At 79.2% G+C, this 22,342-nt stretch carries 20 protein-coding genes; 5 read left to right on the top strand and 15 right to left on the bottom strand.

All coding sequences use genetic code 11. The features are described from left to right. Positions 1-17: 17 nt before the first annotated feature. From ftsY to smc, 3 genes are all read right to left on the bottom strand, one after another. Complete coding sequence (gene ftsY / locus Q0789_RS10205; RefSeq protein WP_298804777.1) at positions 18-1,235, bottom strand: signal recognition particle-docking protein FtsY; 1,218 nt, start codon at positions 1,233-1,235, stop codon at positions 18-20. 104 nt (positions 1,236-1,339) lie between these two features. After that, complete coding sequence (locus Q0789_RS10200) at positions 1,340-2,122, bottom strand: hypothetical protein (RefSeq protein WP_298804775.1); 783 nt, start codon at positions 2,120-2,122, stop codon at positions 1,340-1,342. 115 nt (positions 2,123-2,237) lie between these two features. After that, positions 2,238-5,993, bottom strand: a complete 3,756-nt coding sequence (smc, locus tag Q0789_RS10195; RefSeq protein WP_298804773.1) for a chromosome segregation protein SMC — start codon at positions 5,991-5,993, stop codon at positions 2,238-2,240. Between the two features lie 223 nt (positions 5,994-6,216). Here smc and Q0789_RS10190 point away from each other — a divergent pair, with 223 nt between their 5' ends. Beyond that, positions 6,217-7,056: a hypothetical protein gene (locus tag Q0789_RS10190; RefSeq protein WP_298804771.1), complete on the top strand. Its 840-nt coding sequence runs from the start codon at positions 6,217-6,219 to the stop codon at positions 7,054-7,056. Positions 7,057-7,119: 63 nt separating this feature from the next. Here Q0789_RS10190 and Q0789_RS10185 read toward each other — a convergent pair whose 3' ends face one another. From Q0789_RS10185 to coaD, 7 genes are all read right to left on the bottom strand, one after another. After that, entirely contained in the window at positions 7,120-7,458 is a 339-nt protein-coding gene (locus Q0789_RS10185; RefSeq protein ID WP_298804769.1) for an acylphosphatase, read from the bottom strand. Beyond that, positions 7,455-8,357: a bifunctional DNA-formamidopyrimidine glycosylase/DNA-(apurinic or apyrimidinic site) lyase gene (gene mutM / locus Q0789_RS10180; RefSeq protein ID WP_298804767.1), complete on the bottom strand. Its 903-nt coding sequence runs from the start codon at positions 8,355-8,357 to the stop codon at positions 7,455-7,457. The genes Q0789_RS10185 and mutM overlap by 4 nt, the downstream gene beginning before the upstream one ends. A gap of 3 nt (positions 8,358-8,360) precedes the next feature. Next, positions 8,361-9,131, bottom strand: a complete 771-nt coding sequence (gene rnc / locus Q0789_RS10175; protein WP_366917711.1) for a ribonuclease III — start codon at positions 9,129-9,131, stop codon at positions 8,361-8,363. A gap of 44 nt (positions 9,132-9,175) precedes the next feature. Next, complete coding sequence (gene rpmF / locus Q0789_RS10170) at positions 9,176-9,379, bottom strand: 50S ribosomal protein L32 (RefSeq protein ID WP_171202927.1); 204 nt, start codon at positions 9,377-9,379, stop codon at positions 9,176-9,178. 2 nt (positions 9,380-9,381) lie between these two features. Beyond that, positions 9,382-9,954: a YceD family protein gene (locus tag Q0789_RS10165; RefSeq protein ID WP_298804765.1), complete on the bottom strand. Its 573-nt coding sequence runs from the start codon at positions 9,952-9,954 to the stop codon at positions 9,382-9,384. 155 nt (positions 9,955-10,109) lie between these two features. Continuing rightward, positions 10,110-10,730, bottom strand: coding sequence for a hypothetical protein (locus Q0789_RS10160; RefSeq protein ID WP_298804764.1), 621 nt, complete (start codon positions 10,728-10,730; stop codon positions 10,110-10,112). Beyond that, positions 10,727-11,224, bottom strand: a complete 498-nt coding sequence (gene coaD / locus Q0789_RS10155) for a pantetheine-phosphate adenylyltransferase (RefSeq protein ID WP_298804763.1) — start codon at positions 11,222-11,224, stop codon at positions 10,727-10,729. The genes Q0789_RS10160 and coaD overlap by 4 nt, the downstream gene beginning before the upstream one ends. A gap of 94 nt (positions 11,225-11,318) precedes the next feature. On the opposite strand from coaD, the gene Q0789_RS10150 reads away from it, so the two are divergent. The 3 genes from Q0789_RS10150 to Q0789_RS10140 all read left to right on the top strand — a co-directional run bounded on the left by Q0789_RS10150 (position 11,319) and on the right by Q0789_RS10140 (position 15,043). Continuing rightward, positions 11,319-12,722: a M20 family metallopeptidase gene (locus Q0789_RS10150; protein WP_298804761.1), complete on the top strand. Its 1,404-nt coding sequence runs from the start codon at positions 11,319-11,321 to the stop codon at positions 12,720-12,722. Then, positions 12,719-14,311, top strand: coding sequence for an AbgT family transporter (locus Q0789_RS10145; protein WP_298804759.1), 1,593 nt, complete (start codon positions 12,719-12,721; stop codon positions 14,309-14,311). Before Q0789_RS10150 ends, Q0789_RS10145 begins: the two co-directional genes overlap by 4 nt. A gap of 108 nt (positions 14,312-14,419) precedes the next feature. Continuing rightward, on the top strand, positions 14,420-15,043 hold the full coding sequence (locus Q0789_RS10140; protein WP_298804757.1) for an HAD family phosphatase: 624 nt from the start codon (positions 14,420-14,422) through the stop codon (positions 15,041-15,043). Positions 15,044-15,079: 36 nt separating this feature from the next. Here the strand turns inward: Q0789_RS10140 and rsmD are convergent, their stop codons facing one another. The 4 genes from rsmD to recG are packed head-to-tail and all read right to left on the bottom strand — an operon-like array spanning position 15,080 to position 20,425. Then, positions 15,080-15,655, bottom strand: a complete 576-nt coding sequence (gene rsmD, locus Q0789_RS10135; RefSeq protein WP_298804755.1) for a 16S rRNA (guanine(966)-N(2))-methyltransferase RsmD — start codon at positions 15,653-15,655, stop codon at positions 15,080-15,082. Continuing rightward, entirely contained in the window at positions 15,652-17,448 is a 1,797-nt protein-coding gene (locus Q0789_RS10130) for a DUF6297 family protein (protein ID WP_298804753.1), read from the bottom strand. Before Q0789_RS10130 ends, rsmD begins: the two co-directional genes overlap by 4 nt. Further along, positions 17,445-18,137, bottom strand: coding sequence for an ABC transporter ATP-binding protein (locus Q0789_RS10125; protein ID WP_171203837.1), 693 nt, complete (start codon positions 18,135-18,137; stop codon positions 17,445-17,447). Before Q0789_RS10125 ends, Q0789_RS10130 begins: the two co-directional genes overlap by 4 nt. Continuing rightward, positions 18,134-20,425, bottom strand: coding sequence for an ATP-dependent DNA helicase RecG (recG, locus tag Q0789_RS10120; protein ID WP_366917710.1), 2,292 nt, complete (start codon positions 20,423-20,425; stop codon positions 18,134-18,136). The genes Q0789_RS10125 and recG overlap by 4 nt, the downstream gene beginning before the upstream one ends. A 395-nt stretch (positions 20,426-20,820) precedes the next feature. Between recG and rpmB the strand changes: the two genes are divergently transcribed. Then, positions 20,821-21,006: a 50S ribosomal protein L28 gene (rpmB, locus tag Q0789_RS10115; RefSeq protein ID WP_171203836.1), complete on the top strand. Its 186-nt coding sequence runs from the start codon at positions 20,821-20,823 to the stop codon at positions 21,004-21,006. Positions 21,007-21,149: 143 nt separating this feature from the next. Here the strand turns inward: rpmB and Q0789_RS10110 are convergent, their stop codons facing one another. Next, on the bottom strand, positions 21,150-22,208 hold the full coding sequence (locus Q0789_RS10110) for a thiamine-phosphate kinase (protein ID WP_298804748.1): 1,059 nt from the start codon (positions 22,206-22,208) through the stop codon (positions 21,150-21,152). Positions 22,209-22,342: the final 134 nt, after the last annotated feature.

The raw sequence follows: 22,342 nt of genomic DNA, 5'->3' as shown, positions 1-22,342 counted from the left end.
GACGCCCCCGCGGGCCGTCAGGCGAGGAGGGCGTCGACGAAGGCCCGCGGCTCGAAGGGCGCGAGGTCGTCCGCGCCCTCGCCGAGCCCGACGAGCTTGACCGGGACGCCCAGCTGGCGCTGGACGGAGACGACGATCCCGCCCTTGGCGGTGCCGTCGAGCTTGGTGAGGACGATGCCGGTGACGTCGACGGCCTCGGAGAAGACCTTGGCCTGCTGCAGCCCGTTCTGGCCGGTCGTCGCGTCGAGGACGAGGAGCACCTCGTCGATGGTCCCGGCGCCGTCGAGGGCCTTCTCGGCCACCCGCTTGACCTTGCCCAGCTCGTCCATGAGACCGACCTTGTTCTGCAGCCGGCCCGCGGTGTCGAGCAGCACGACGTCGACCTCGCCCTCCCGGCCGGCCCGCACGGCGTCGAAGGCGACCGAGGCGGGGTCGGCGCCGTCGGTGAAGGAGCGGACCGTCGGCACGCCGACGCGCTCGCCCCACGTCTGGAGCTGGTCGGCGGCGGCGGCGCGGAAGGTGTCGGCGGCGCCGAGGACGACGTCCTTGTCCTCCGCCACGAGGACGCGCGCCAGCTTGCCGACGGTCGTCGTCTTGCCCGTGCCGTTGACGCCGACGACGAGGACGACGGCGGGGCGGCCGTCGTGCGGCGTCGTGGCGAGGGACCGGTCGACGTCCGGGCCGACGAGCTCGAGGAGCTCTTCCGCGAGGAGGGACCGCAGCGCGTCGGCGTCGCGGGTGCCGAGGACGCGGACCCGCTCGCGGAGCCGCTCGACGAGCTCCTCGGTCGGGCCGGCCCCCAGGTCCGCCAGCAGGAGGGTCTCCTCGACCTCCTCCCAGGTGGCCTCGTCGACGCGCTCGCGCGACAGGAGGGCGAGCAGGCCCTGGCCGAGGGCGGTGTTCGAGCGGGAGAGCCGCTCGCGGAGGCGGACGAGCCGCCCGGCCGCCGGCTCGGGGCGCTCCAGCTGGGGGCCCGCCTCCGCCTCGACCGGCGCCTCGGAGGCGTCGACCTCGTCGAGCGCGGGCAGCTCCTCGACCGTGCGCGTCGGCGTGTCCCGGGGCTCCTGGTCGTCGTCGCCGACGCCGGGGGCGTAGTCCAGGCCGGGGCGCGGTCGCGAGGGCGGCAGCTCCTCGACGTCGCGGCCGCGCGCGCGGCGCACCAGCGCGGCGGCCGCGCCGCCGAGGACGAGCACCGCCGCGACGGCGATGCCGATGATGAGCTCGAGGTACTCCACGGCTCCGATCCTCGCAGACGCCGGAGGAGCCGACCCCTCCCTCAGCCCGCGCCGACGGGCCCCGTCCGGCCCGCCGCCGACGCCGGCGGGCGCCGGGGACGGCCCTACCCGGCCAGGCGGTCGCGCAGCTCGTCGGGCAGGCGGTCGCGCCGCGGGTCGGCGGCCTCGGCGCCCGCCGTCGTCCGGTCGTGGTCCTCGGCCGGCGGCGCGGCGGGCTCCGCGCCGCCCTCGGTCGGGGCGGGAGCGGGCCGGGACCACGGCCTCCCCGGCCGGCGGCGCTCGACCCGGGCGCCGCCCCCGCGGGCGGCGTCCCCGCGCACGCCCTCCTCGACCGGCACCTCCTCGACCGGCACCTCTGGGACCGGGGCCTCCTCGGCCGGCACCTCCTCGGCCGGGCTCCCCTCGACGGAAGGACGGGCGTGTGCGGGGCTCTCGGGCGAGCGGGCCTCGCCCTGCGCCGCCAGGCGGCCCGAGAGGGCGCCGGCCCCCCGCGCCACGGCGTCGAGGGCACCGGCGGCCGCGGACCGGGCGCGCGCCGCGACCCGGGGACCGCGCTCGGGGCGCGCGCCGCCCCCGGCCGGGGCGTCGCCGCCGGTCGAGGCGTCGTCGGTCGGGGCGTCGTCGGTCGGGGCGTCGTCGGTCGGCGTCGCCCCGCTCCCGGCGTCCGCGGGGGTTCGGGGCTCGAGCAGGGAGCGTCCCGCTGCCGCCGCGCGGGCGCCGCCGGCCTCGAGGCCGCGCATGAGGGGCGCGAGGGCGCGGCCGAGCCGGTCGCCCCGCGCGCGGCGGCCCTCGAGCTGCGCCCAGCAGGCGACCGCGACCACCACGAGGGCGAGCAGGACGGCGAAGAGCGTGTAGGCGGCCACCACGGTCGCGCCCCCCAGAGTCATGAGCACAGCGTCACCCACGAACGACGCAGGGTCACGGCGCCACGCGCGACCGAGCCCGGATCGCAACGTCCGCGCCGGCCTGGGACGGGGGTGGCGGAGGGGACGGCGGCCGCCCTCAGGCGGGGGCGACCTCGCGCAGCCGCTGGCTGACGACCGTCGTCACGCCGTCTCCGCGCATCGTGACGCCGTAGAGGGCGTCGGCGACCTCCATGGTGCGCTTCTGGTGCGTGATGACGACGAGCTGGCTGGAGGCGCGCAGCTCCTCCATGACGTCGATCAGGCGGCCGAGGTTCGTGTCGTCGAGCGCCGCCTCGACCTCGTCGAGGACGTAGAAGGGGCTCGGCCGGGCCGTGAAGATCGCCACGAGGAACGCGACGGCGGCCAGCGAGCGCTCGCCGCCGGACAGCAGCGACAGGCGCTTGACCCGTTTGCCCGCGGGCCGCGCCTCGACCTCGATGCCGGTGGTGAGCATGTCGCCGGGGTCGGTGAGCACGAGGCGCCCCTCGCCGCCGGGGAAGAGGCGGGCGAAGACGCGCTCGAAGGCGGCGGCGACGTCCTCGTAGGCCTCGGCGAAGACCCGCTGCACGCGGGCGTCGACGTCGGCGACGATCCCGAGCAGGTCCTGGCGCGAGCGCGTGAGGTCGTCGAGCTGCTCGACGAGGAAGGCGTGCCGCTCCTCGAGCGCGGCGAACTCCTCCAGCGCCAGCGGGTTGACCCGCCCGAGCTGCGCGAGCGCGCGCTCGGCCCGGCGCAGGCGCTGCTCCTGCTCGGCGCGCACGTACGGGGTCGTGGGCGGCTCACCCGCGTCGTCGTCATCGGTCGCGTCGTCGGGGTCGCCGCCCTCGCCGCGGGCGACCGGCCGCGGGGCGGCGCCCTCGCCCCCGTCCGCCTCGTCGGCCCCCGGCGGGTCGACGGCGGCCGTCGCCTCGGAGAGCACCGGCACCGGGCGGTGGGGGCCGTGCTCCTCGACGAGGACGTCCGGGTCGGTCCCGAGCTCGGAGAGGCTGCGCTCCTCGAGCTGCTCGAGCCGCAGCCGCTGCTGGGCGCGCGCCACCTCGTCGCGGTGCACGGCGTCGGTGAGCTCGGCCAGCTCGGCGGCGAGGGCGTCCTGACGGCGCCGGGCGCCGGCGGACGCCTCGGCCCGCTCCCGACGCCCCTCCTGGGCCCGCTCGCGCTCGTCCCCGGCGCGGGCGAGCGCGCTCGCGCACCGCTCGAGGGCGGTGCGCGCGGCCGCGGCGACGGCGGACGCGGTGGCGGCGTCGCGGCGCCGGGCGGCGGCGCGCTCGGCCGCGCGGGCCCGCGCCTCCTCCTCGCGGCGGCGGGCGCGCTCGGCGCCCTCCACGCGGCTCGCCACGGCGCGGGCGCGCTCCTCTCCCGTGCGCAGCGCCAGGCGGGCCTCGGTCTCGGCGGCCCTGGCCGCCCGGGCCGCCGCGGCGAGCTCCTCGCGCCGGGCCCGCTGCGCGTCGGCGTCCTCCCCCGCCGCGGGGGCGGGCTGCTCGGCGGCGCGCGCGTGGCGCTCCTCGAGGTCGGCCAGGGCGCGCTCGTCCTCCTCGACGCCCTCCTGCGCGACGCTGACCGTCCGCTCCAGGCGCTCGGCCTCGGCGGCGGCGGAGCGGGCCGCGGCGCCGAGGGCCCCCAGCCGCTCGGCGACGGCCGACAGCCGGGCGTCCGACTCGTGCAGGCGCTCCAGCGCGGCCTCGACCGCCTCGGAGGCCTCCGCCCGGGCCGCGGTCGCCGCCGCCACGGCGAAGCGCGCGCGCTCGCCGCGGGCCGTCGCGTCCGCCTCCGCGGCGCGGGCCTCGTCGGCCGCGGCCTGCACCCCGAGCAGGCTCGCCTCGGCGGAGCTGCCCCCGCGGGCGCGGTCGCGGTCGAGCACGTCGCCGTCACGGGTGACGACGAGGAGGTCGACGCCGGCGCTCCCGGCCCGCTCCAGCAGCGCCCGGGCCTGCGCGAGCCCGGGCACGACGACGGCCCGCTCCAGCAGGCGCGCGAGCGCCGCGGCCGCCTCCGGGCGCGCCCGCACCACCTGCAGGGCGGGCACGGCCTCGTCCTCGGGCCGGGCCACGTCCGCCAGCAGGGCGGCGGTCGCGTCCGGGTCCGCCACCGGGTTCGCCCCCGCGGGGCCCGCCGCCTCGGGGCCCGCCGCCACGAGCAGCGAGGCGGTGCCCGCGTCGTCCTCGTGGAGGAGCCGGAGGGCGTCGACGGCGACGCCCAGGCTCTCGACCGCGACGCCGTCGGCCGCTCCCCGCAGCGCCGCGGCGACGGCGTCCTCCCACCCGGGCTCGACGGCGAGCAGGCCCGTCACGGGACCGAGGACGCCGGGCAGCCGGTCACCGGCGTCCAGCAGCGCGCCGGAGCCGTCGCGGCGGGCGAGGCCGAGCTCGAGCGCCTCGGCGCGGGCGGCGGCGCTGCCGCGGTCGCGCTCGGCGGCGCGCTCCTCCTCCCGGGCGCGCTCGAGGTCGGCGCCGGCCGTCTCCAGGGCGTCGGCGGCGCGCTCGTGCTCCTCGTCGAGGCCCTCCTCGCCCTCCTCGACGTCGGCCACCTGCGTCTCGAGCAGGGCGTGCTCGCGCTCGGCGTCCCCGCCGCGGGCGCGGGCGCCGGCCAGCGCCTCGCGCAGCCGGCCGACCTCGGCGCGTCCCGCCTCGAGCCGGCTGCGGCGCGCGCTGACCTGCCCCGACAGGCGGGCCAGCCCCTCGCGGCGGTCGGCGGCGGCGCGCTCCAGCGCCGCCACCCGCCGCTCGGCGTCGGCGAGCTCGTCCTCGGCGGCGGCCCGCGCCCGCTCGGCCCGGCCCAGCGCGTCGCGCGAGGCGCCGACCTCCTCCTCCAGGGCGGCCGCCTGGGCGCGCAGCCGCTCGGCCTGGGCCCCGAGCTCCGCGGGGTCGGGCCCGGACGGCGGGGCCTCCTCGGCGCCCAGCAGCCGCCGGCGCTCCTCGGCGAGCTCGGCCGTGCCGCGCAGGCGCTCGCGCACGCGGGCCAGCCGGTGGGGCGCCTCCTCGGCCGCGGCGAGGGCGGGCGCCGCGGCGGCCGCGGCGGCCTCGACGTCCGCGAGGTCGCGGCGCACGTCCGCGAGCTGCTCCTCCACCTCGGCCCGGCGCGCGCGGGCCGCGGAGTCGTCGGCCGCGTCCTGCTCCAGCAGCGCGCGCATCTGCGCGATGTCGTCGGCGAGGAGCCGGGCGCGGGCGTCGCGCGCCTCCAGCTGCACGAGCTGCGCCCGCCGGGCCGCCTTCGCCTGGCGCCCGAGCGGCCCGAGCTGGCGGCGCACCTCGCCGGTGAGGTCCTGCAGCCGGGCCAGGTTGGCCTGCATGGCGTCGAGCTTGCGCACGGCCCGCTCGCGCCGACGCCGGTGCTTGAGGACGCCGGCGGCCTCCTCGACGAAGCCCCGGCGGTCCTCCGGCGTGGCGTGCAGCACCGCGTCGAGCTGCCCCTGCCCGACGATGACGTGCATCTCGCGGCCGATGCCGCTGTCCGAGAGCAGCTCCTGCACGTCGAGCAGGCGCGCCGGCGACCCGTTGACGGCGTACTCGCTGCCGCCGCTGCGGAACATGGTCCGCGAGATGGTGACCTCGGTGTAGTCGATCGGCAGGGCGCCGTCGGTGTTGTCGATCGTCAGCGAGACCTCGGCGCGGCCCAGCGGCGGCCGGCCCGGCGCGCCGTCCCGGCCCGCGGTGCCCGCGAAGATGACGTCCTGCATGGACCCTCCGCGCAGGCTCTTCGCGCCCTGCTCGCCCATGACCCAGGCGAGGGCGTCGACGACGTTGGACTTGCCCGACCCGTTGGGGCCGACGACGCACGTGATGCCCGGCTCGAGGCGCAGGGTCGTCGTCGAGGCGAAGGACTTGAAGCCCTTCATCACGAGGGTCTTGAGGTGCACGGGCGCCCCTCCCCGGTGATCCGTCGCGCTGCTGCGGCCGCCCTGGCGGGCCGCGCAGGACTGTAGCCGTGGTGGGCGGCCGATCCGGCGGGTGACGGGCGCAGGAGACGCGACGCGGGGCGGGGCGCCGCGGGCGACGGGAGGAGGGCGACCGGCGGACGGGTGACCTGCGGAGGGTCGTGCGGCGCCGGAGCGCGCACGATGGGCCCGTGCAGGAGGACGGGTGAGCCGCGACGCGCTGGGCGGGCCGGGCGCCGGCCCCCACCCCTGGGCCGGTGCAGGCGGCGGCGGCCCGAGCGGCGGCGCCGGTCCCGGCGTCGGCGGAGACGCCGGGCAGCGGCCGCAGGGTCCCGGGGCGCCCGAGGACCTCGACGCGCCCGCCGCGGCCGGCGGCGCCGGGACGGGCGGAGCCGACGGGCGCACGAGCGGGGTGCGACGGCGCAGGGCCGGCGCCGCGGCGGTCGTCGTGGCGCTGGTGGCGGGCGGCTTCGCCCTCGGGCGGGTCACCGCCCCCGCTCCTGTTGCGGGGCCCGGCGCGGCGACGGCGTCCCTGGCGACGGTGCCGCCCCCGACCGGGGAGGACGCGCTGGTCGCCGGCGCCCGACCGGCCGGCGAGGACGCCGGGACGCCCGCCGCCTACGCCGAGCTCTTCCCCGACGCCGGCGACCGCCGCTCGTCGACGGTCGTCGTCAGCTGGGCCGGCGTGCCCGCGCTGCGCCAGGACGAGCGGGTGGCCGTCGCCGTGGTCGTCGACGAGCGCACCCGCGTCGTCGGGGCGCGCCTCGGCGACGACGCGCCCGGCAGCGCGGGCGTGGGCCTGGACCGCGGGGACCTGGCCCGCCACGTCCTCGAGGCCGCCGGCGAGCGCACCACCACGGGCTCCCCGGTCGTCCACGTGAGCCGCAGCAGCGGCACGGTCGCCGTCGAGCTCGTCGACGAGGGCTACGAGGGCTACGACCTCACCGTCGCGACCACCCCGCGCGTGCACCTCGCCGTCGTCCGGGGCACGGTCGTCCAGCAGCTCCTCGCCGTCCCGCTCGCCGGGCCCCGCCCCCGAGGCTGAGGGTGCGGGGCAGACGGGGCGGGGCTGACGGCCCGGGGGCGACGGCGAGGCGTCGACGGCGCCTCAGAGCTCGACGAAGCCGCCCGGCAGCTCGCGCGGGGCCAACCACTGCGCGGCCACGCCCCGCACCGCGCCGGGCCGCCGGCGCGCGGCCTCCGCGCCGTCGGGGGCCTGCAGGAGCCCCAGCAGCTCCGCGCACGCCGCGCGGGGGCCCTGCGCCGTCACCTCGACGCGCCCGTCGGGGAGGTTGCGGGCGGCGCCGTCCAGGCCGAGCTCGAGCGCCCGGGCGCGGGTCCACCAGCGGAAGCCGACGCCCTGGACGTCGCCGCGCACGTGGGCGAGGAGCCGCGCCGGGTCGGCGCCCGACCCCGCCCGCCCGGGCTCCGACGACCCCGGGCTCACCACCGGGCCCGCCGGGGCACCGGCTGGCAGCGCGGGCAGCGGTAGGAGCTGCGGTTCATGAAGGCCTCCCTCGTGACGGGCGCGCCGCACCGCGGGCACGGCTCGCCCTCCTGGCCGTAGGCCGCCAGCGAGCGGTCGAAGTAGCCGCTGGCGCCGTTGACGTTGACGTACAGCCGGTCGAAGCTCGTGCCGCCCTGGGCGAGCGCCTCCTCCATGACGGCGGCCACGTCGGCGACGAGGCGGCGCACCACGGGGCGGGTCAGGCCGTCCGTGGGGCGGGCGAAGTGCAGGCGCGAGCGCCACAGCGCCTCGTCGGCGTAGATGTTGCCCACGCCCGAGACGAGGGTCTGGTCGAGCAGGGCCCGCTTGACGCCGGTGCGGCGGGCGCGGACCCGCTCGACGAGCCGCTCGAGGTCCAGGTGCGGGTCGAGGGGGTCGCGCGCCACGTGGGCGACCTCGGGCGGCAGCAGCGGGGCCGAGGGACCGCCGGCCGCGGCCCCGGCCGGCAGCCCGTCGGGCGTCGGCACGAGCGGGGCGACGAGCAGCCCTCCGAACATGCGCTGGTCGACGAAGCGCAGCTGCGCGCCGTCGTCGAGGTCGAGCCGCACGCGCAGGTGCCGCTCATCCGGGGCCTCGGGCCGCTGCACGAGCATCTGCCCGCTCATGCCGAGGTGGGCCGACAGCGCGTCGCCGGTGTCGAGCTGCAGCCAGAGGTACTTGCCGCGGCGGACGGCGGCGTCCACACGGGCCCCCGCCAGGCGGCCGGCGAAGTCGAGCGGGCCGGCGAGGTGGCGCCGCACGGGCCGGGGGTGCAGCACCGCCACGTCGGTGACCGTGCGGCCGACGACGTGCGCGTCGAGGCCGCGCCGGACCACCTCGACCTCGGGCAGCTCGGGCACGCGTCAGGCGCCGCGGGAGGGGGCGCCCTCGGCGGGGGCGCCGTCGGTCAGGACGCCGGCGGCGCGGGCGAGCTCGTCCTCGCCGGTGCCGCCCAGGGCCCGCCACGCGGCCTCGGCGGCCCGCTGCTCCGCCTCCTTCTTGCTGCGGCCCTCGCCCTGGCCCTGCGGCACCCCGCCCACGAGGACGAGGGCGGTGAAGGTGCGGGCGTGGTCCGGGCCCTCGCCGGTGACCTCGTAGACAGGCGGGCCGTCCTCGCGCGCCGCCGCCAGCTCCTGCAGGCTCGTCTTCCAGTCGAGGCCGGCGCCGAGGGCGGCCGAGGACGCCAGCAGCGGGTCGACGAGGCGGTGCACCAGGGCGCGGGCCTCGTCGAGCCCGGCGGACAGGTAGGCCGCACCGATGACCGCCTCGACGGTGTCGGCGAGGATCGACGTCTTGTCGCGCCCGCCCGTCGAGCGCTCCCCGCGCCCGAGGAGGACGTGCCCCCCGAGGTCGAGGCCGCGGCCCACGCCCGCGAGGGCGCGCGAGCTGACGACCGAGGCGCGCAGCTTCGCGAGCTGCCCCTCGGGCAGGTCGGGGTGGCGCCGGTAGAGGGCGTCGGTGACGACGAGCCCCAGCACGGCGTCGCCGAGGAACTCCAGGCGCTCGTTCGTGGGCTCCGCGTCGTGCTCGTAGGACCACGACCGGTGCACGAGGGCGCGCAGCAGCAGGCCCGGCTCGACCTCGAGGCCGAGCCGGGCCTGGAGCTCCGCGGCGCGCGGGACCAGCTCGAGCAGGCGCGCCCCGGCGGGGGCGCCGCCCTGCCCGGCGGCGGTGGTGCTCAGAGGTCCTTGACCTTGCGGCCCTTGTACTCGAGGTACAGGGGCGTGCCCTGGGAGTCGGTGACGACGCGCGCGTGGTGGCTGCGCGCGTACGTCGTGCGCCCGTTCTCGACGGTCGCGACGAGCGGCGTGGCCTCGGCCTTCCACTGCGAACGGCGGTGGCGGGTGTTGCTGCGGGACATCTTCCGCTTCGGGACGGCCATGGTCAGTCCTCCTCGGTGCGCTGGCCCCGGTCGGAGGCCATGCTCTGGAGCGCCGCCCACCGCGGGTCGACGCTGTCGTGCTGGTGGCCCGGCTCCGCGTCCGCGAGGCGGACCCCGCAGTCGGCGCACAGGCCCGGGCAGTCCGGCGAGCACACCGGCTGGAACGGCAGCGCGAGCACCACCGCGTCCCGGAGCACGGGCTCGACGTCGACGAGGTCGCCGTCCAGCTCGTGCAGGTCGTCCTGGGTGCCGTCGGGGTCGTCCTCCGGCGCCCGGCCCGGGTAGGTGTACAGCTCCTGGAGGTCCACGACGAGCTCGCGCTCGACCGGGTCCAGGCACCGCACGCACTCTCCGGTGGAGGTCGCCCGCGCCGTCCCCGACACGAGCACGCCCTCCATCACCGCCTCGAGCCGCAGGTCGAGCTCGACGGGGCTGCCCTCGGCCACGCCCACCACCGCGGTGCCGAGGTCGGCCGGTGCCTCCACGGTCCGGCGCACCGTCCGCAGGGAGCCGGGACGACGACCGAGCTCCCGCGTGTCGAGCACGAGCGGCGAGCGGTGGTCCAGCGTGGTCACGGCGTTCCTCCTCCACCGGCGCGCGCTGGGCGGCGCCGGGTGGTGGTGCGGGGTGCCCCCGCCCCGGCGGACCGGTGCGACGGCGGTGCGGTCGGGCGTGAGGGGCCCTGGTCGTCCTCGGCCTGCCGCGGTGGGCGGCGGACCGACCGGCAAGGCTACCGCAGGGGCCGACCCGCCCCGTCCGCGCTCGGTCCGCCGCGGCCACGGCGGGACCGGCGCTGCTGGCGGCGGCGCACGGACCGCCCCGCGAGGAGCACCACCGCGGTCAGCGCGACCCAGCCGACGAGCCCCGCCGCGAGCGCGGCGAGCGGCGGGCCGGGCGCGTCACCGGCGTCGGCACCCTCGACGGGCGGGCGGGCGCCCTCGGGGCGGGCCGCGGCGACCTGCGCCGTGGTCGCCACGGCCGCGACCGGACGCCCCTCCCCGACGACGAGGACCGAGCACACGGACGCGTGGTCGCCCCGCAGCGCCAGGAGGTAGGTGTCGCCCTCCACCAGCTCGACGTCGCCGGACCCCTCGGCACCGCGCCGCGTCTCGCCCGTCGTGATGCGCACCCGCGGTGCCCGGTCCTCGCCCGACCAGACCTCCTCGACGGCGAGGACCACGCGGTGGCCGTCGACGTCCGCGGCGCGCGCCAGGACGACACCGCCGTCCTGCGCGAGCAGCGAGGAGGGCGTCGCCGGCCCGGCGCACGAGGCGGCCGCGGGGCCGGGGAGCAGCAGCGGAGCCGCCAGGGCGACGGACACCGCGGCCGTGCGGGCGCCGGCCGACGTCACGTCCCCGCCAGCGCCTCGTGCACCGCCGCGGCGACGGCGGGCGGCACGAGGTCGTCGACGTCGCCGCCCAGGCGGGCGATCTCCCGGACGAGCGAGGACGCCACGTGCTGCCAGCGGGGGTCGCCCGGCAGGAGCAGCGTCTCGAGGCCGGAGAGGTGGCGGTTCATCAGCGCCTGCGGCACCTCGGCGTCGACGTCGGCGCCGCCGCGCACGCCCTTGACGACGCACGCCGCTCCCGCCCGGCGGCAGGCGTCGACGAGCAGCCCTCCCGGCACGAGCTCGACCCGCACCCGCTCCGCGGCCGCGCCCAGCGCCCCCGGCAGCACCTCCTCGAGCAGGGCGGCCCGCCGCTCGGGCGCCAGCAGCCCGCGCTTGGACGGGTTGGGGACGACGAGCACGACCACCTCGTCGAAGAGGGCCGCGGCCCGGGCGACGACGTCGAGGTGCCCGTGCGTCACGGGGTCGAAGGAGCCGGGGCAGGCCGCGGTGGTCACGGGCGCGAGTCTGCCCGTCGGGGACGCCCGGCACGGTGCGCCCGGTCGTCCGGGGGCGTTGCCCGGCCCACGGGGAGGGAGGACGGTGGCCTCCGTGCCGACTCCTGCGCCCGACGGGCCCCCCTCCGCCCCCCTGCCCCCGGACCCCTCCTACCTCGCGGCCGTGCAGGCGCAGGTGGACGCAGCCGCGCGCGCCGCGGAGCCGCTCTCCTCGTCGGCGCAGGGCGCGCCGGAGGACCTCGTCCGCGCCGTCGTCGACGCCGTCGAGGCGCTCGGCCCACGGCTCGTGGCGCTGAGCCACGACCTCGCGGAGCACCCCGAGACGGCCTTCGAGGAGCACCGGAGCGCGGGCGTGCTGGCCGACCTGGCCGCCGAGCACGGCCTCGACGTCGAGCGGGGCGCCCACGGCCTGCCGACGGCGCTGCGGGCGGACGTCGCGGGCGGCGGTGGCACCGGCACGGGCCGGGGTGGGGCGCCCGTCGTCGCCGTCATGAGCGAGTACGACGCCCTGCCCGGCATCGGCCACGCCTGCGGGCACAACGTCATCGCCGCCGCGGGCCTCGGCGCCGTCCTCGGCCTCGCGGCGCTCGGCGACCGGCTGCCGGGCGGCGTCCGGTGGCTCGGCACGCCCGCCGAGGAGGGCGGCGGCGGCAAGGAGACGATGGCCCAGCACGGCGCCCTCGACGGCGTCGAGGCGGCCGTCATGGTCCACCCCTTCGGCTACGACGTCGCCGACCACCTCTTCCTCGGACGCCGCCAGCTGCGGGCCACCTTCACGGGCGTCACCGCCCACGCGTCCGCCCAGCCGTTCATGGGCCGCAACGCCCTCGACGCCGTCGCGCTCGCCTACCAGGGCGTCGGGCTCCACCGGCAGCAGATGCCGCCGTCGGACCGGCTGCACTGCGTCGTCACCGAGGGCGGGGACCGCCCCAACGTCGTCCCGGGACGGGCGCAGGTGCTCTTCTACCTGCGCTCCGAGCGCCCGGAGACCCTCCGGGTCCTCTCCGAGCGGCTCGACGCGATCTGCCGCGGAGCCGCGCTCATGACCGGCTGCGGCGTCGACCTCGCCTGGGACGAGAACCCCGCCACCCTGCCCGTCCGGGCCAACGCCGCGCTGGCCGGCCGCTGGGGCGCCCGCATGGCCGAGCGGGGGCGTCCCGTCCTGCCGTCCGGCGTCGTCCCGGCGCTGCTCGCGGCGTCGACGGACTTCGGCAACGTCAGCTACCGCGTGCCGTCGCTCCACCCGATGATCGCCGTCTCCGACCCGGGCACGTCCCTGCACACCCGGGAGTTCGCCGCCGCCGCGGCCGGGCCCGACGGCGACCGCGCCGTGGTCGACGGCGCCGTCGGCCTCGCCCTCGTCGTCCTCGACCACCTCGCGGACCCCGACCTGCGGGCCGCCGTCCACGCCGACTTCGCGGCCGCCGGCGGAGCCGTCGACGTCGCCCGCTACTTCGACGCCCCGACGCCGGCGCCGGCGCCGGGGGGCGCCGCGTGAGCGCCGCGGGCGCGGCCTCGGCGACGCGCGCCGACCGGGTCCTCGGGTGGGTCGAGCGCACCGGCAACCGGCTGCCCGAGCCCTTCGTCCTCTTCCTGGGGCTCTTCGTCCTCGTCGCGCTGGTCTCGACCCTCGGCGCCGTCCTCGGCGTCAGCGTCACCGTCCCGGGCTCGGACGACGCCGTGCCCGTCCGCGGGCTCTTCACGGCCGAGGGGCTGACGTGGCTGACGACGAACCTGGGCGCCAACTTCATCGGCTTCCCGCCGCTGCTCACCGTCCTCACCATCCTGCTGGCGATCGGGGTCGCCGAGCGCTCCGGCCTGCTCTCCGCCGTCATCCGCCTGCTCTTCCACTCCGCCCCCCGGTGGGCGCTCCCCTACGTCGTCGGGGTGGTCGGCGTGACGGCCTCGGTGATGTCCGACACGGCCTTCGTCGTCGTGCCCCCGCTGGCCGCCATGGTCTTCCGCGCGGCGGGGCGCCACCCGGTCGCCGGCCTCCTGGGCGGCTTCGCAGCGGTCGGCGCGGGCTACTCGACCTCCTTCGTCGTGACGAGCCTCGACGCCCTCTTCGCCGGCATCACGACCGCCGTCGCGCAGGTGCTCCCCGACCCGGGCACGCCCGTGACGCCCGTCTCCAACTACTTCTTCAACCTCGTCTCCGCGGCCGTGCTCACCGTCATCACCGGGCTCGTCATCACCCGCGTCCTCGAGCCGCGCCTGGAGCGCACGGGCGTGCCGCGCGAGCAGGTCGTGGACGAGGACGACGCCGCACCCGCCGAGGACGGCGGGACGGGCGGCGGCGAGGCCGACGGGACGGCCGACGTGTCGCCCCGCGAGCGACGGGCCGTCGGAGCCGCCGCGCTCGCCGGCGTCCTCGTGGCCGTCGTCATGCTCGTCGCGGTGCTCCTGCCCGGGTCGCCGTGGCGCGGCGAGGGCGGCGGCTACCTGCCGGATTCCCCGCTGCTCGACAGCATCGTCTTCATCGTCTTCGTGCTCTTCCTCGTGCCCGGGCTCGTCTACGGGCGGGTGTCAGGCTCGCTGACGAGCAGCGCCGACGTCCCCCGCTTCATGCAGGGGGCGGTCCGCGACCTCGCGCCGTTCATCGCGCTGGCCTTCGTGCTGGGCAACTTCGTCGCGCTCTTCACCTGGTCGGGCGTGAGCACCTGGCTCGCGGTCAAGGGGGCGGCCGGGCTCGAGGCCATCGGCCTCACCGGCTTCCCGGCCGTGCTGGCCTTCGTGCTGCTGGCCTCGCTGCTCAACCTCGTCATCATCTCGGGGTCGTCCTTGTGGACGCTCATGGCGGCCGTCTTCGTGCCGCTCTTCGCGCTGCTCGGCTTCGAGCCCGCCTTCACGCAGGGCGCCTTCCGCGTCGGCGACTCCGCGACGCAGATCCTCACCCCGCTCAACCCCTACATGGTCGTGCTGCTGACGATGCTGCGCCGCTACGAGCCCGGGGCCGGCCTCGGCAGCGTCATCTCGCGGATGCTGCCCTTCACGCTGGCCTTCTGGCCGGCGTGGGTGGCCGTGCTGACCCTCTTCTACGTCACCGGGACACCCATGGGTCCCGGGGCCGGGGTGCGCCTCGGGTAGTGCCCCCCTCGCCCGCCCGAGCGGTGCGCCGACGTCGCGGTGCACCGCGTCCACGGCGCACCGCTCGACGCGCACGCCCGCGCCGCGACGGCCCCTAGCCTCGGGAGCGTGACCGCACCTGCGCCGACGACGGTGGTCTTCGACCTCGGGAACGTGCTGGTGCGGTGGGAGCCCGCACGGGTCTGGGAGCAGCTCGACCCCGGGGCCGTGGAGGCGTTCCACGCCCGCGTCGACTTCGGCGCCTGGAACCTCGCCATGGACGCCGGTCGCTCGACGGCGGGGTCGGTGGCCGACGTCGCCGCGAGCGCCCCCGGCCACGAGCCGGTGGCGCAGGCCTACGTCGACCGCTTCCTCGACACCCTCGCGGGCCCCGTCCCCGGCGCGCGGGAGGTCGTCGAGGAGCTGGCCGCCGCGGGCGTCCGGCTGCTCGCGCTGACGAACTGGTCCGCCGAGCTCTTCGAGCGCGCGCGACCGCTGCTCGAGGAGGTCGTCGGGCTGTCGGCCTTCGAGGCGGTCGTCGTCTCGGGCGTCGAGCGGCTCGTCAAGCCCGACCCGGCGCTCTTCACCCGGGTGGTCGAGCGCTTCGCCCTGGAGCCGGGGCTGACGGCCTTCGTCGACGACAGCCCGCGCAACGTCGAGGGGGCCGCCGCCGTCGGCCTGCGCGCGGTGCGCTTCACGACGGCCGAGGCGCTGCGGCGCGACCTCGCCGCCCTGGGCCTGCCGGTGCGCTGAGAGACCCGGCACCTCCCCGCTCGGCCACCGGCACGGTCAGCCGTCCGCCGCCTCGGCGAACCACACGACGGTCTCGCCGTAGCGCCGGGAGGCGTACCGCTGCAGGCGCTCCGGCCAGGTCGGCTCCGGCGAGCGCGACGAGCGCTCGACGACGACGACCGCCTCGGGGGCGAGCCAGCCGCGCCCCGTCAGGGCCGCGAGCACGGACGCGAGGGCCTCCTCGGCGACGTCGTACGGCGGGTCGACGAGCACCAGGTCGGCCCCGGCCTCGAGCGGGGGACCCGGCTCCCCCGCCAGCACGCGCTCGACCGGCGCCTCCCGCACCTCGACGCCCGCCAGTCCCGTGACGGCCGCATTGCGCCGGCAGGCGCGCGCGGCCTCGCGGCCGGCGTCGACGAGGACGACGGCGTCCGCGCCCCGGCTCGCGGCCTCCAGCCCGAGGGCGCCCGAGCCGGCGTAGAGGTCGAGGACGCGGGCCCCCTCCAGGAGCCCCTCGTGCTCCAGCCGGCTGAAGAGGGCCTCGCGCACGCGCTCCGACGTGGGGCGCGTCGCGGAGCCGCGGGGGACGACGAGGGTGCGGCCGCCGGCCGAGCCGGCGACGACGCGGGTCACGCCCGCCCCCCCGCGGCGGAGGCGGCGTCCGAGCGCGACGCCCCGGGCCGCTCGGGCGCCCGGGGGCGCGAGCCGGCCGCGGCCGCAGCCCCCAGCGCCGTGCCCAGCAGCAGCGCCACGACGGCGAGCGACAGCTCGGCCGCCGGCAGCAGGCGCCCGCCACCCGCGAGCGCCAGGGTGCCGACGGCCAGCGGCAGGAGCGCCACGACGGCGAGGTCGGGCCCTCGCGTCAGGCTCGTGATGACCCCGATCGGCAGCGGGCCGGCCTGCGTCGACACGACGGCCGAGCCGGGGTCGAGCTCGGGGCGCGCGGCGCCGCGCAGGGCGGCGGCGGCCAGGGCCGGGCCGGACGCGACGACGAGCACGAGCGGCAGCACCCCGGGCGCCAGGAGCGCCAGGGCGCCCGCCGCCACGGCCGAGGCCGCGGTGGTGAGCAGGGCGAGCGCGAGCAGGTGCGCGGCGGCCGCCCGCCCGGGGGCGACCGGGAGGACGGCGTCGAGGCCGGGGGCGAGCACCCGCACGCGCACCGGCTCCGCGAGCGCGGTGGCGGCGCCGTACCCGCACGCCAGCACGGCGAGGAGCACGACGACGCGCGAGTCGCCCGAGGAGGCCGCGAGCCCCGCGGGCACGACCGCGAGGACCGCGGCGGTGAGCACGCGGCGCGGGCTGCGGAGCACGGCCAGGAGGTCGGCGACGACGAGGGCGCCCAGCGGGCCGCGGACGAGCCCGGCGCGGGTCCAGCGGCTCGAGCGCCGCCGCGCGGTCCGCCGCGCCGCGCCGGGCGGCTCGGCGAGCGCCCGGCCGACGGCGCGGGTGTCGAGCAGCGCGCCGGAGCCGGCGACGTGGGCGGACAGGGCGCCCGCCGAGGCCAGCGACGCCCCGGGGGCGGCGCCGGCGCGGCGGACGAGGACGGCGACGAGCGCGACGCCGACCGCGAGGAGCAGCGCCGTCCCCCACCGGGCGGGCGCACCGCCGAGGGAGGCCACCGCCCCCTCGAGGGCGGCACCGGCGCCGGCGCCCCGCTCGAGCAGCGCGGCGGCGAGGACGAGCAGGGGGGCGAGCAGCACCAGCGCGTCGGCCGCCCGCACGGCGGCGGCGCCGCCCCGTCGTCCCTGGCCCAGCCCGGCCGCGCCGAGCAGCACCAGGGCCACGCCGGCCGCGGCGAGCCCGGCCGCCGCGAAGGGCCCGGCGCCGCTCGAGGCGGGGAGCAGGAGCAGGACGGCGAGCGCGCCGCCCGCGCCCGCCGCGACGGCGGCCAGGGCGGCCCGGCGGAGCAGCCCGGGGCGCAGCAGCGGCCCTCGCGCCACCGGCAGCGGCAGCCACCACGCGGCCTGCGGGGGCGACAGCGAGAGGGGCCCGAGCCGGCCCAGCAGACCGGCCGTCGCGCCGACGACGAGCAGCAGCGCCGCGGTGACGAGCACGGGCGGCGGCACGTCGGCGCCGGGGAGCGGCTCGCCCAGGGCGCTGACGCCGCCGAGCGCGCCGAGGCGGCCGCGCGAGCCCGACAGCACGAGCAGCGCCAGGGCGACGGCGAAGACGCCCGTGTAGACGTCGCCGAGGAGGTCGCCGAGCGTGGCCCCGCTCGCCCGCCGCGCGGCGCGGCGCACCGTGGCGCGCAGCTGCGCCGCGCTGCTGCCGGGGCCGTCCGCCACCGGCCGCAGCACGTGCTCGGGGAGCCCGCCGGGGCCCCCGTCCCCGCTCCCGTCCTCCTCGTCGCCCGGGCCGTCGTGCCGGCCGTGCGCCTGCGCGTGGCCCGCACCAGGACCGGGGCCACGGGCGTGGGAGGCGCTCACCGGCCGAGCTCCCGCGCCGCCTCGGCCGCGGACACCCGGCGCGCGCCGTCGGCCGCGAGCAGGAGCACCCGGTCGGCGACGGCCTCGAGGAGGAGCGGGTCGTGCGTGGCGAGGAGCACACCGACGCCGGCCTCCTTCTCCTCGAGCAGCCGGTCGACGACGTCCTCGCGCCCGGCGAGGTCCAGGCGCTGCTCGGGCTCGTCGAGCACGAGGAGGCGCCGCGGGCGCACCAGCGCCGCGGCCAGCAGCATCCGCCGCCGCTGCCCCGAGGACAGGGCCGAGGGCAGGTGCTCGGCCACCGGCTCCAGGCCCAGGTCGGCGACGGCCTGGTCGACGACGTCGTCGGCGTCGCGCACGCCGTGCCCGCGGGCCACGAGGTCGAGGTGCTCGCGCACCGTGAGGCCCGGGAAGTGGGCGTCGACGTCGAGCACGCTGGCGACGTCGCGCCGGAAGGCGACGGAGCGCTCGTCGACGGGGCGCCCCAGCACCTCGAGCGTGCCGCCGACCGGTACCAGCTGCCCCAGGACCGCCTTGAGCACCGTCGTCTTGCCGGCCCCGTTGAGACCGACGAGGGCCAGCGCGCGCCCCGGGTCGAGGCGGAAGGTCGTCGGCGGGGACACGGGCTCGCCCGTGTAGCCGACGAGCAGCCCGTCGGCCCGCACGAGGGCCTCCCGGTCGCGGCGGCTCACCCGCGCTCCAGGAAGGACTCGTGCTGCGGGCGCAGCAGCTCGGTCACCGCACCGGCGAGCGCCGGGTGGCGCCGGAGCTCGGGGTCGACGGCGAGCACCTGCGCGGCGTCCGCCCGCGCCTCCTCGATGACGTCGACGTCGCGGACCACCCGCAGCAGGCGCAGCGAGGAGCGGACCCCGGACTGGCGGGCGCCGAGCACGTCGCCCTCGCCGCGGGTCTCGAGGTCGAGCTCGGCGAGGGCGAAGCCGTCCGTCGTCGCCGCCACCGACTTGAGCCGCGCCACACCGGGGGCGTGCTCGGGCAGCGGCGAGAGGAGGAAGCACGTCCCCGCGTGACCGCCGCGCCCCACGCGCCCGCGCAGCTGGTGCAGCTGGGAGATGCCGAAGCGGTCGGCGTCCATGACCACCATGCACGTGGCGTTGGGGACGTCGACCCCGACCTCGACGACGGTCGTGGCGACGAGGACGTCGAGCTCGCCGGCCGCGAAGGACCGCATGACGGCGTCCTTCTCCTCGGGGGGCATGCGCCCGTGCAGGACGCCGCGGCGCACGCCCGCGAGCGAGGGCTCCTCGGCGAGCAGGGCCTCCACCGCCGCGGTCGAGACGAGGACGCGGTCCTCCTCGCGCCCGCCCCCGCCCGGCGGCTCCTCCGCCGGCCCGTCCGCGCTCGGCCCCTCCCCCGGGCCGGGCCCGGCGCCCTCGTCGTCGCCGATCGTCGGGCAGACGACGTAGGCCTGCCGCCCCGCGTCGACCTCCTCGCGCACGCGCTGCCACATCCGCGCGACCCAGGCCGCGTTGCCCGCGTTGACGGCGTGCGAGGCGATGGGCGAGCGGCCGGCGGGCAGCCCGCGGAGCACGGAGGTCTCGAGGTCGCCGAACGACGTCATCGCCACGGTCCGCGGGATCGGCGTCGCCGTCATGACGAGCAGGTGGGGGGTGGCCGAGGCCTTGGCACGCAGGGCGTCCCGCTGCTCGACGCCGAAGCGGTGCTGCTCGTCGACGACGACGAGGCCGAGGTCGGCGAACTGCACGGCCTCCTGCAGGAGGGCGTGGGTGCCGACGACGATGCCGGCCTCCCCGCTCGCGGCCTGCAGCAGCGCCTCCCGCCGGGCGCGGGCGCCGAGGCTGCCCGTGAGCAGCGCCACCCGCGTCGCGACGTCGGCCCCGCCGAGCGTCCCGGCCTCGGCGAGGTCCCCGAGCATCGCCGTGAGCGAGCGGTGGTGCTGCGCGGCGAGCACCTCCGTGGGCGCGAGCAGGGCGGCCTGCCCCCCGGCGTCGACGACGGCGAGCATGGCGCGCAGGGCGACGACGGTCTTGCCGGAGCCCACCTCGCCCTGCAGGAGCCGGTGCATGGGCGCCGTGCGCGCCAGGTCGGCCGCGACCTCCTCGCCCACCTGCCGCTGGCCGTCGGTGAGCGCGAAGGGCAGCCGCGCGTCGAAGGCGGCGAGGAGCCCGTCGGGGCGGGGCCGCCGCGGCACGGCGGTCTGGGTGCCCACGCGCAGCCGGCGGCGCGCGAGCTCGGCCTGCAGGACGAAGGCCTCCTCGTAGCGCAGCCGCTCGAGCGCGCGCTCCTCGTGGCCCGGGTGCTGCGGCTGGTGGGCGGCGCGCAGCGCGTCGAGCAGGCCGGGGAACCCGTGCCGGGCCAGCACCATGTCGGGCAGGGGCTCGGGGACGTCCTCCTCGGCCAGGACGTCGAGGACGAGCCCGACGGCCTTGGCGATCGTCCAGCTCTGGACGCCCTGCGTCGCCGGGTAGATGGGCAGGACGCCGCTGAGGAAAGCGTCCATCGCGGCGCCCTCGGCGGCCAGGTCCTCGGCGCCGCCGGCGGCGCCGTCGTCCGCGCCCGTCTCCGGGCTGATCTCCGGGCCGCCCCGGGGGCCGCTCATGTGGTGCTCGGGGTGCACCAGCTGCAGCGAGCCCCGGTAGAGGTTCACCTTCCCCGAGAACAGACCGGTGCGGCCGACGACCATCTCGCGCAGGAGGTGGGCGAGCGCGCCGCCGTGCCGGGGGAAGAAGGTGAAGGGGACGCGCACCGCGCCGTCCTCGACGACGACGTCGACGACGTAGCCGGGGCGGCGCTGCATCTTCCGGTGGCGCACCGACGACACCCGCGCCAGCACGGTGGCGTGCTCGCCGACCTCGAGGCCGCTGAGGTCGGTGAGCTGGCCGCGGCGGCGGTAGTCGCGCGGGTAGTGGCGCAGCAGGTCCCCCACCGTCACGAGGCCGAGGTGCGCCTCGAGCGCCTTCGCCGTGGGGAGGCCGACGGCGCGGCCGAGGGGCTCGGCCATGCGCCCCGTCGTGACGGGGACGGGGCCGGAGTGCTCGACACCCCGCGGCACGGGCAGCCCCGGGGCGCCGGCCGCGGGCCGCTCGGACGACGGTCCCCCTGCCATGCCCGCACAGTAGGCCCGGCCGCCGACAGCGCTCCTCAGGCACGGCTCGTCGTCCACAGCCTCTCCGCCGGAGGCGGCTCGACCGGCCCTCCGCCGGCCGACGACCGCCGGTGGCCCGCTTTGGGCCGCGGCGCCACCTCGGCTACTGTGTCCCGCGACCGCGGCGAGCGCTGCCCTGCCCAGGGCCGGCGGAGCCGCAGCACCCTGACGAACCGGCGCTCCCGCGCCGGGCGGCCCCCCGCGCACGAGCGGCGGCGGACCGCGACGAGCCGAGCACCGTAGGAGAGACCGTGGCTGCCACCTGCGACATCTGCGCCAAGGGGCCGGGCTTCGGCCACTCCATCTCGCACTCGCACCGGCGCACCAAGCGCCGCTGGGTGCCGAACATCCAGCGCGTGCGCGTCGTCGAGGGCGGCACGCCCAAGCGCCGCAACGTCTGCACCTCGTGCATCAAGGCGGGCAAGATCACGCGCTGACGCATCGCACGTCCCGAGAGGCCGGCACCCCGCACGGGGTCGCCGGCCTCTCGCGTCCCACGAGGGGACCGCGCCGACCGGGGACGCCGCGCCGTCCTCCGCGGGCGACCGAGCACGGCGGCGCGTCCCCGGTCGCCGTCCCCTCAGCCGAAGTGGTCCCAGCCGCCCGCGCCGCCGTAGCGCTCGCCGTCGACGAGGACGGCCGGGGCGGTGCCGGCGCGCACGACCCCGACGGGCGCGAACTGCTCGGGCAGCACCGCCTCCGGGGGGAACGTCGCCAGCAGGCCGTGGTCCTCGCCGCCCTCGAGGACGAGCCGCCAGGCCTCGACGCCGAGGAGGTCGGCGACGGGGAGGACGGCGTCGCGGTGCGGCGCGAGCAGCTCGCTGGACAGGTCGAGGACGACGACGCCCGCGCGGGCCAGGCGGCCGGCGTCGCGGACGAGGCCGTCGGAGACGTCGAGCATCGCGGTGGCCCCGGCCTCCGCGGCCGCCGGTCCGGCGGCGCACGGCGGCCGGGGGCGCCGGTGGGCGCGCACGAGGTCGGCCACGCGCTCGTCCGCGGCGGACTCGACGGGGCTGCCCGCCCACGCCGCCGCCCCCGGCCGGACGCGCCGCTCGAGCACCGCCAGGCCGGCGGCCGAGCACCCCTGGACGCCGGCGAGCGCGACGACGTCCCCCGGGCGGGCGCCGTCCCGGCGCACCGGCGCGAGCCCCCGCAGGTCGCCGAAGGCGGTCACGCTGACGACGACCTCCTCGCCCCCGGTGAGGTCCCCGCCGACGACGCCGCAGCCGTCCGCGCCCTCGAGGGAGGCGCAGGCGGCCGCGAGGCCCCGTGCGAGACCGGTGGTCCACCCGTCGGCCCACGGCTCGGGGGGCGTGCGCGGCACGACGAGCGCGACGACGAGCGCCGTCGGCACGGCGCCCATGGCGGCGACGTCCGCGAGGTTCTGGGCGGCCGCGCGCCAGCCGACGTCCTCGGGCGAGGCCGTGCGCGGGCGGAAGTGGCGCTCGGCGACGAGCGCGTCGGTCGTCACGACGACGCGCCCGTCCTCGGCCCGCACGACGGCGGCGTCGTCGCCCGGGCCCAGGTCCGTCCACGCCCCCTCGGGCAGCTCGGGCACGAGGGCGGCGAGGAGCGCGTCCTCACCGTCCCCCGCGGCCGCGCCGCCGGCGAGCCCCCCTCGGCTGTGGCGTCCTGGCACGCGTCCTCCGGTCCTCGGGGCAGCGCCCGGACGACGCCGCCGGCGCGGCCCGGGCCCGACCGACCGGCCCCGGGCGGGTGCGCGCGGGCGGCGGCGCGGGGCCCCGCCCGGACGGGCTGGGGCGGCGCAGCCCG

Source organism: uncultured Pseudokineococcus sp., assembly GCF_947499845.1.
Taxonomy (GTDB): domain Bacteria; phylum Actinomycetota; class Actinomycetes; order Actinomycetales; family Quadrisphaeraceae; genus Pseudokineococcus.
Note: the sequence above shows the minus strand (reverse complement) of the source record. Positions and strands in the feature narration are given on the sequence as shown.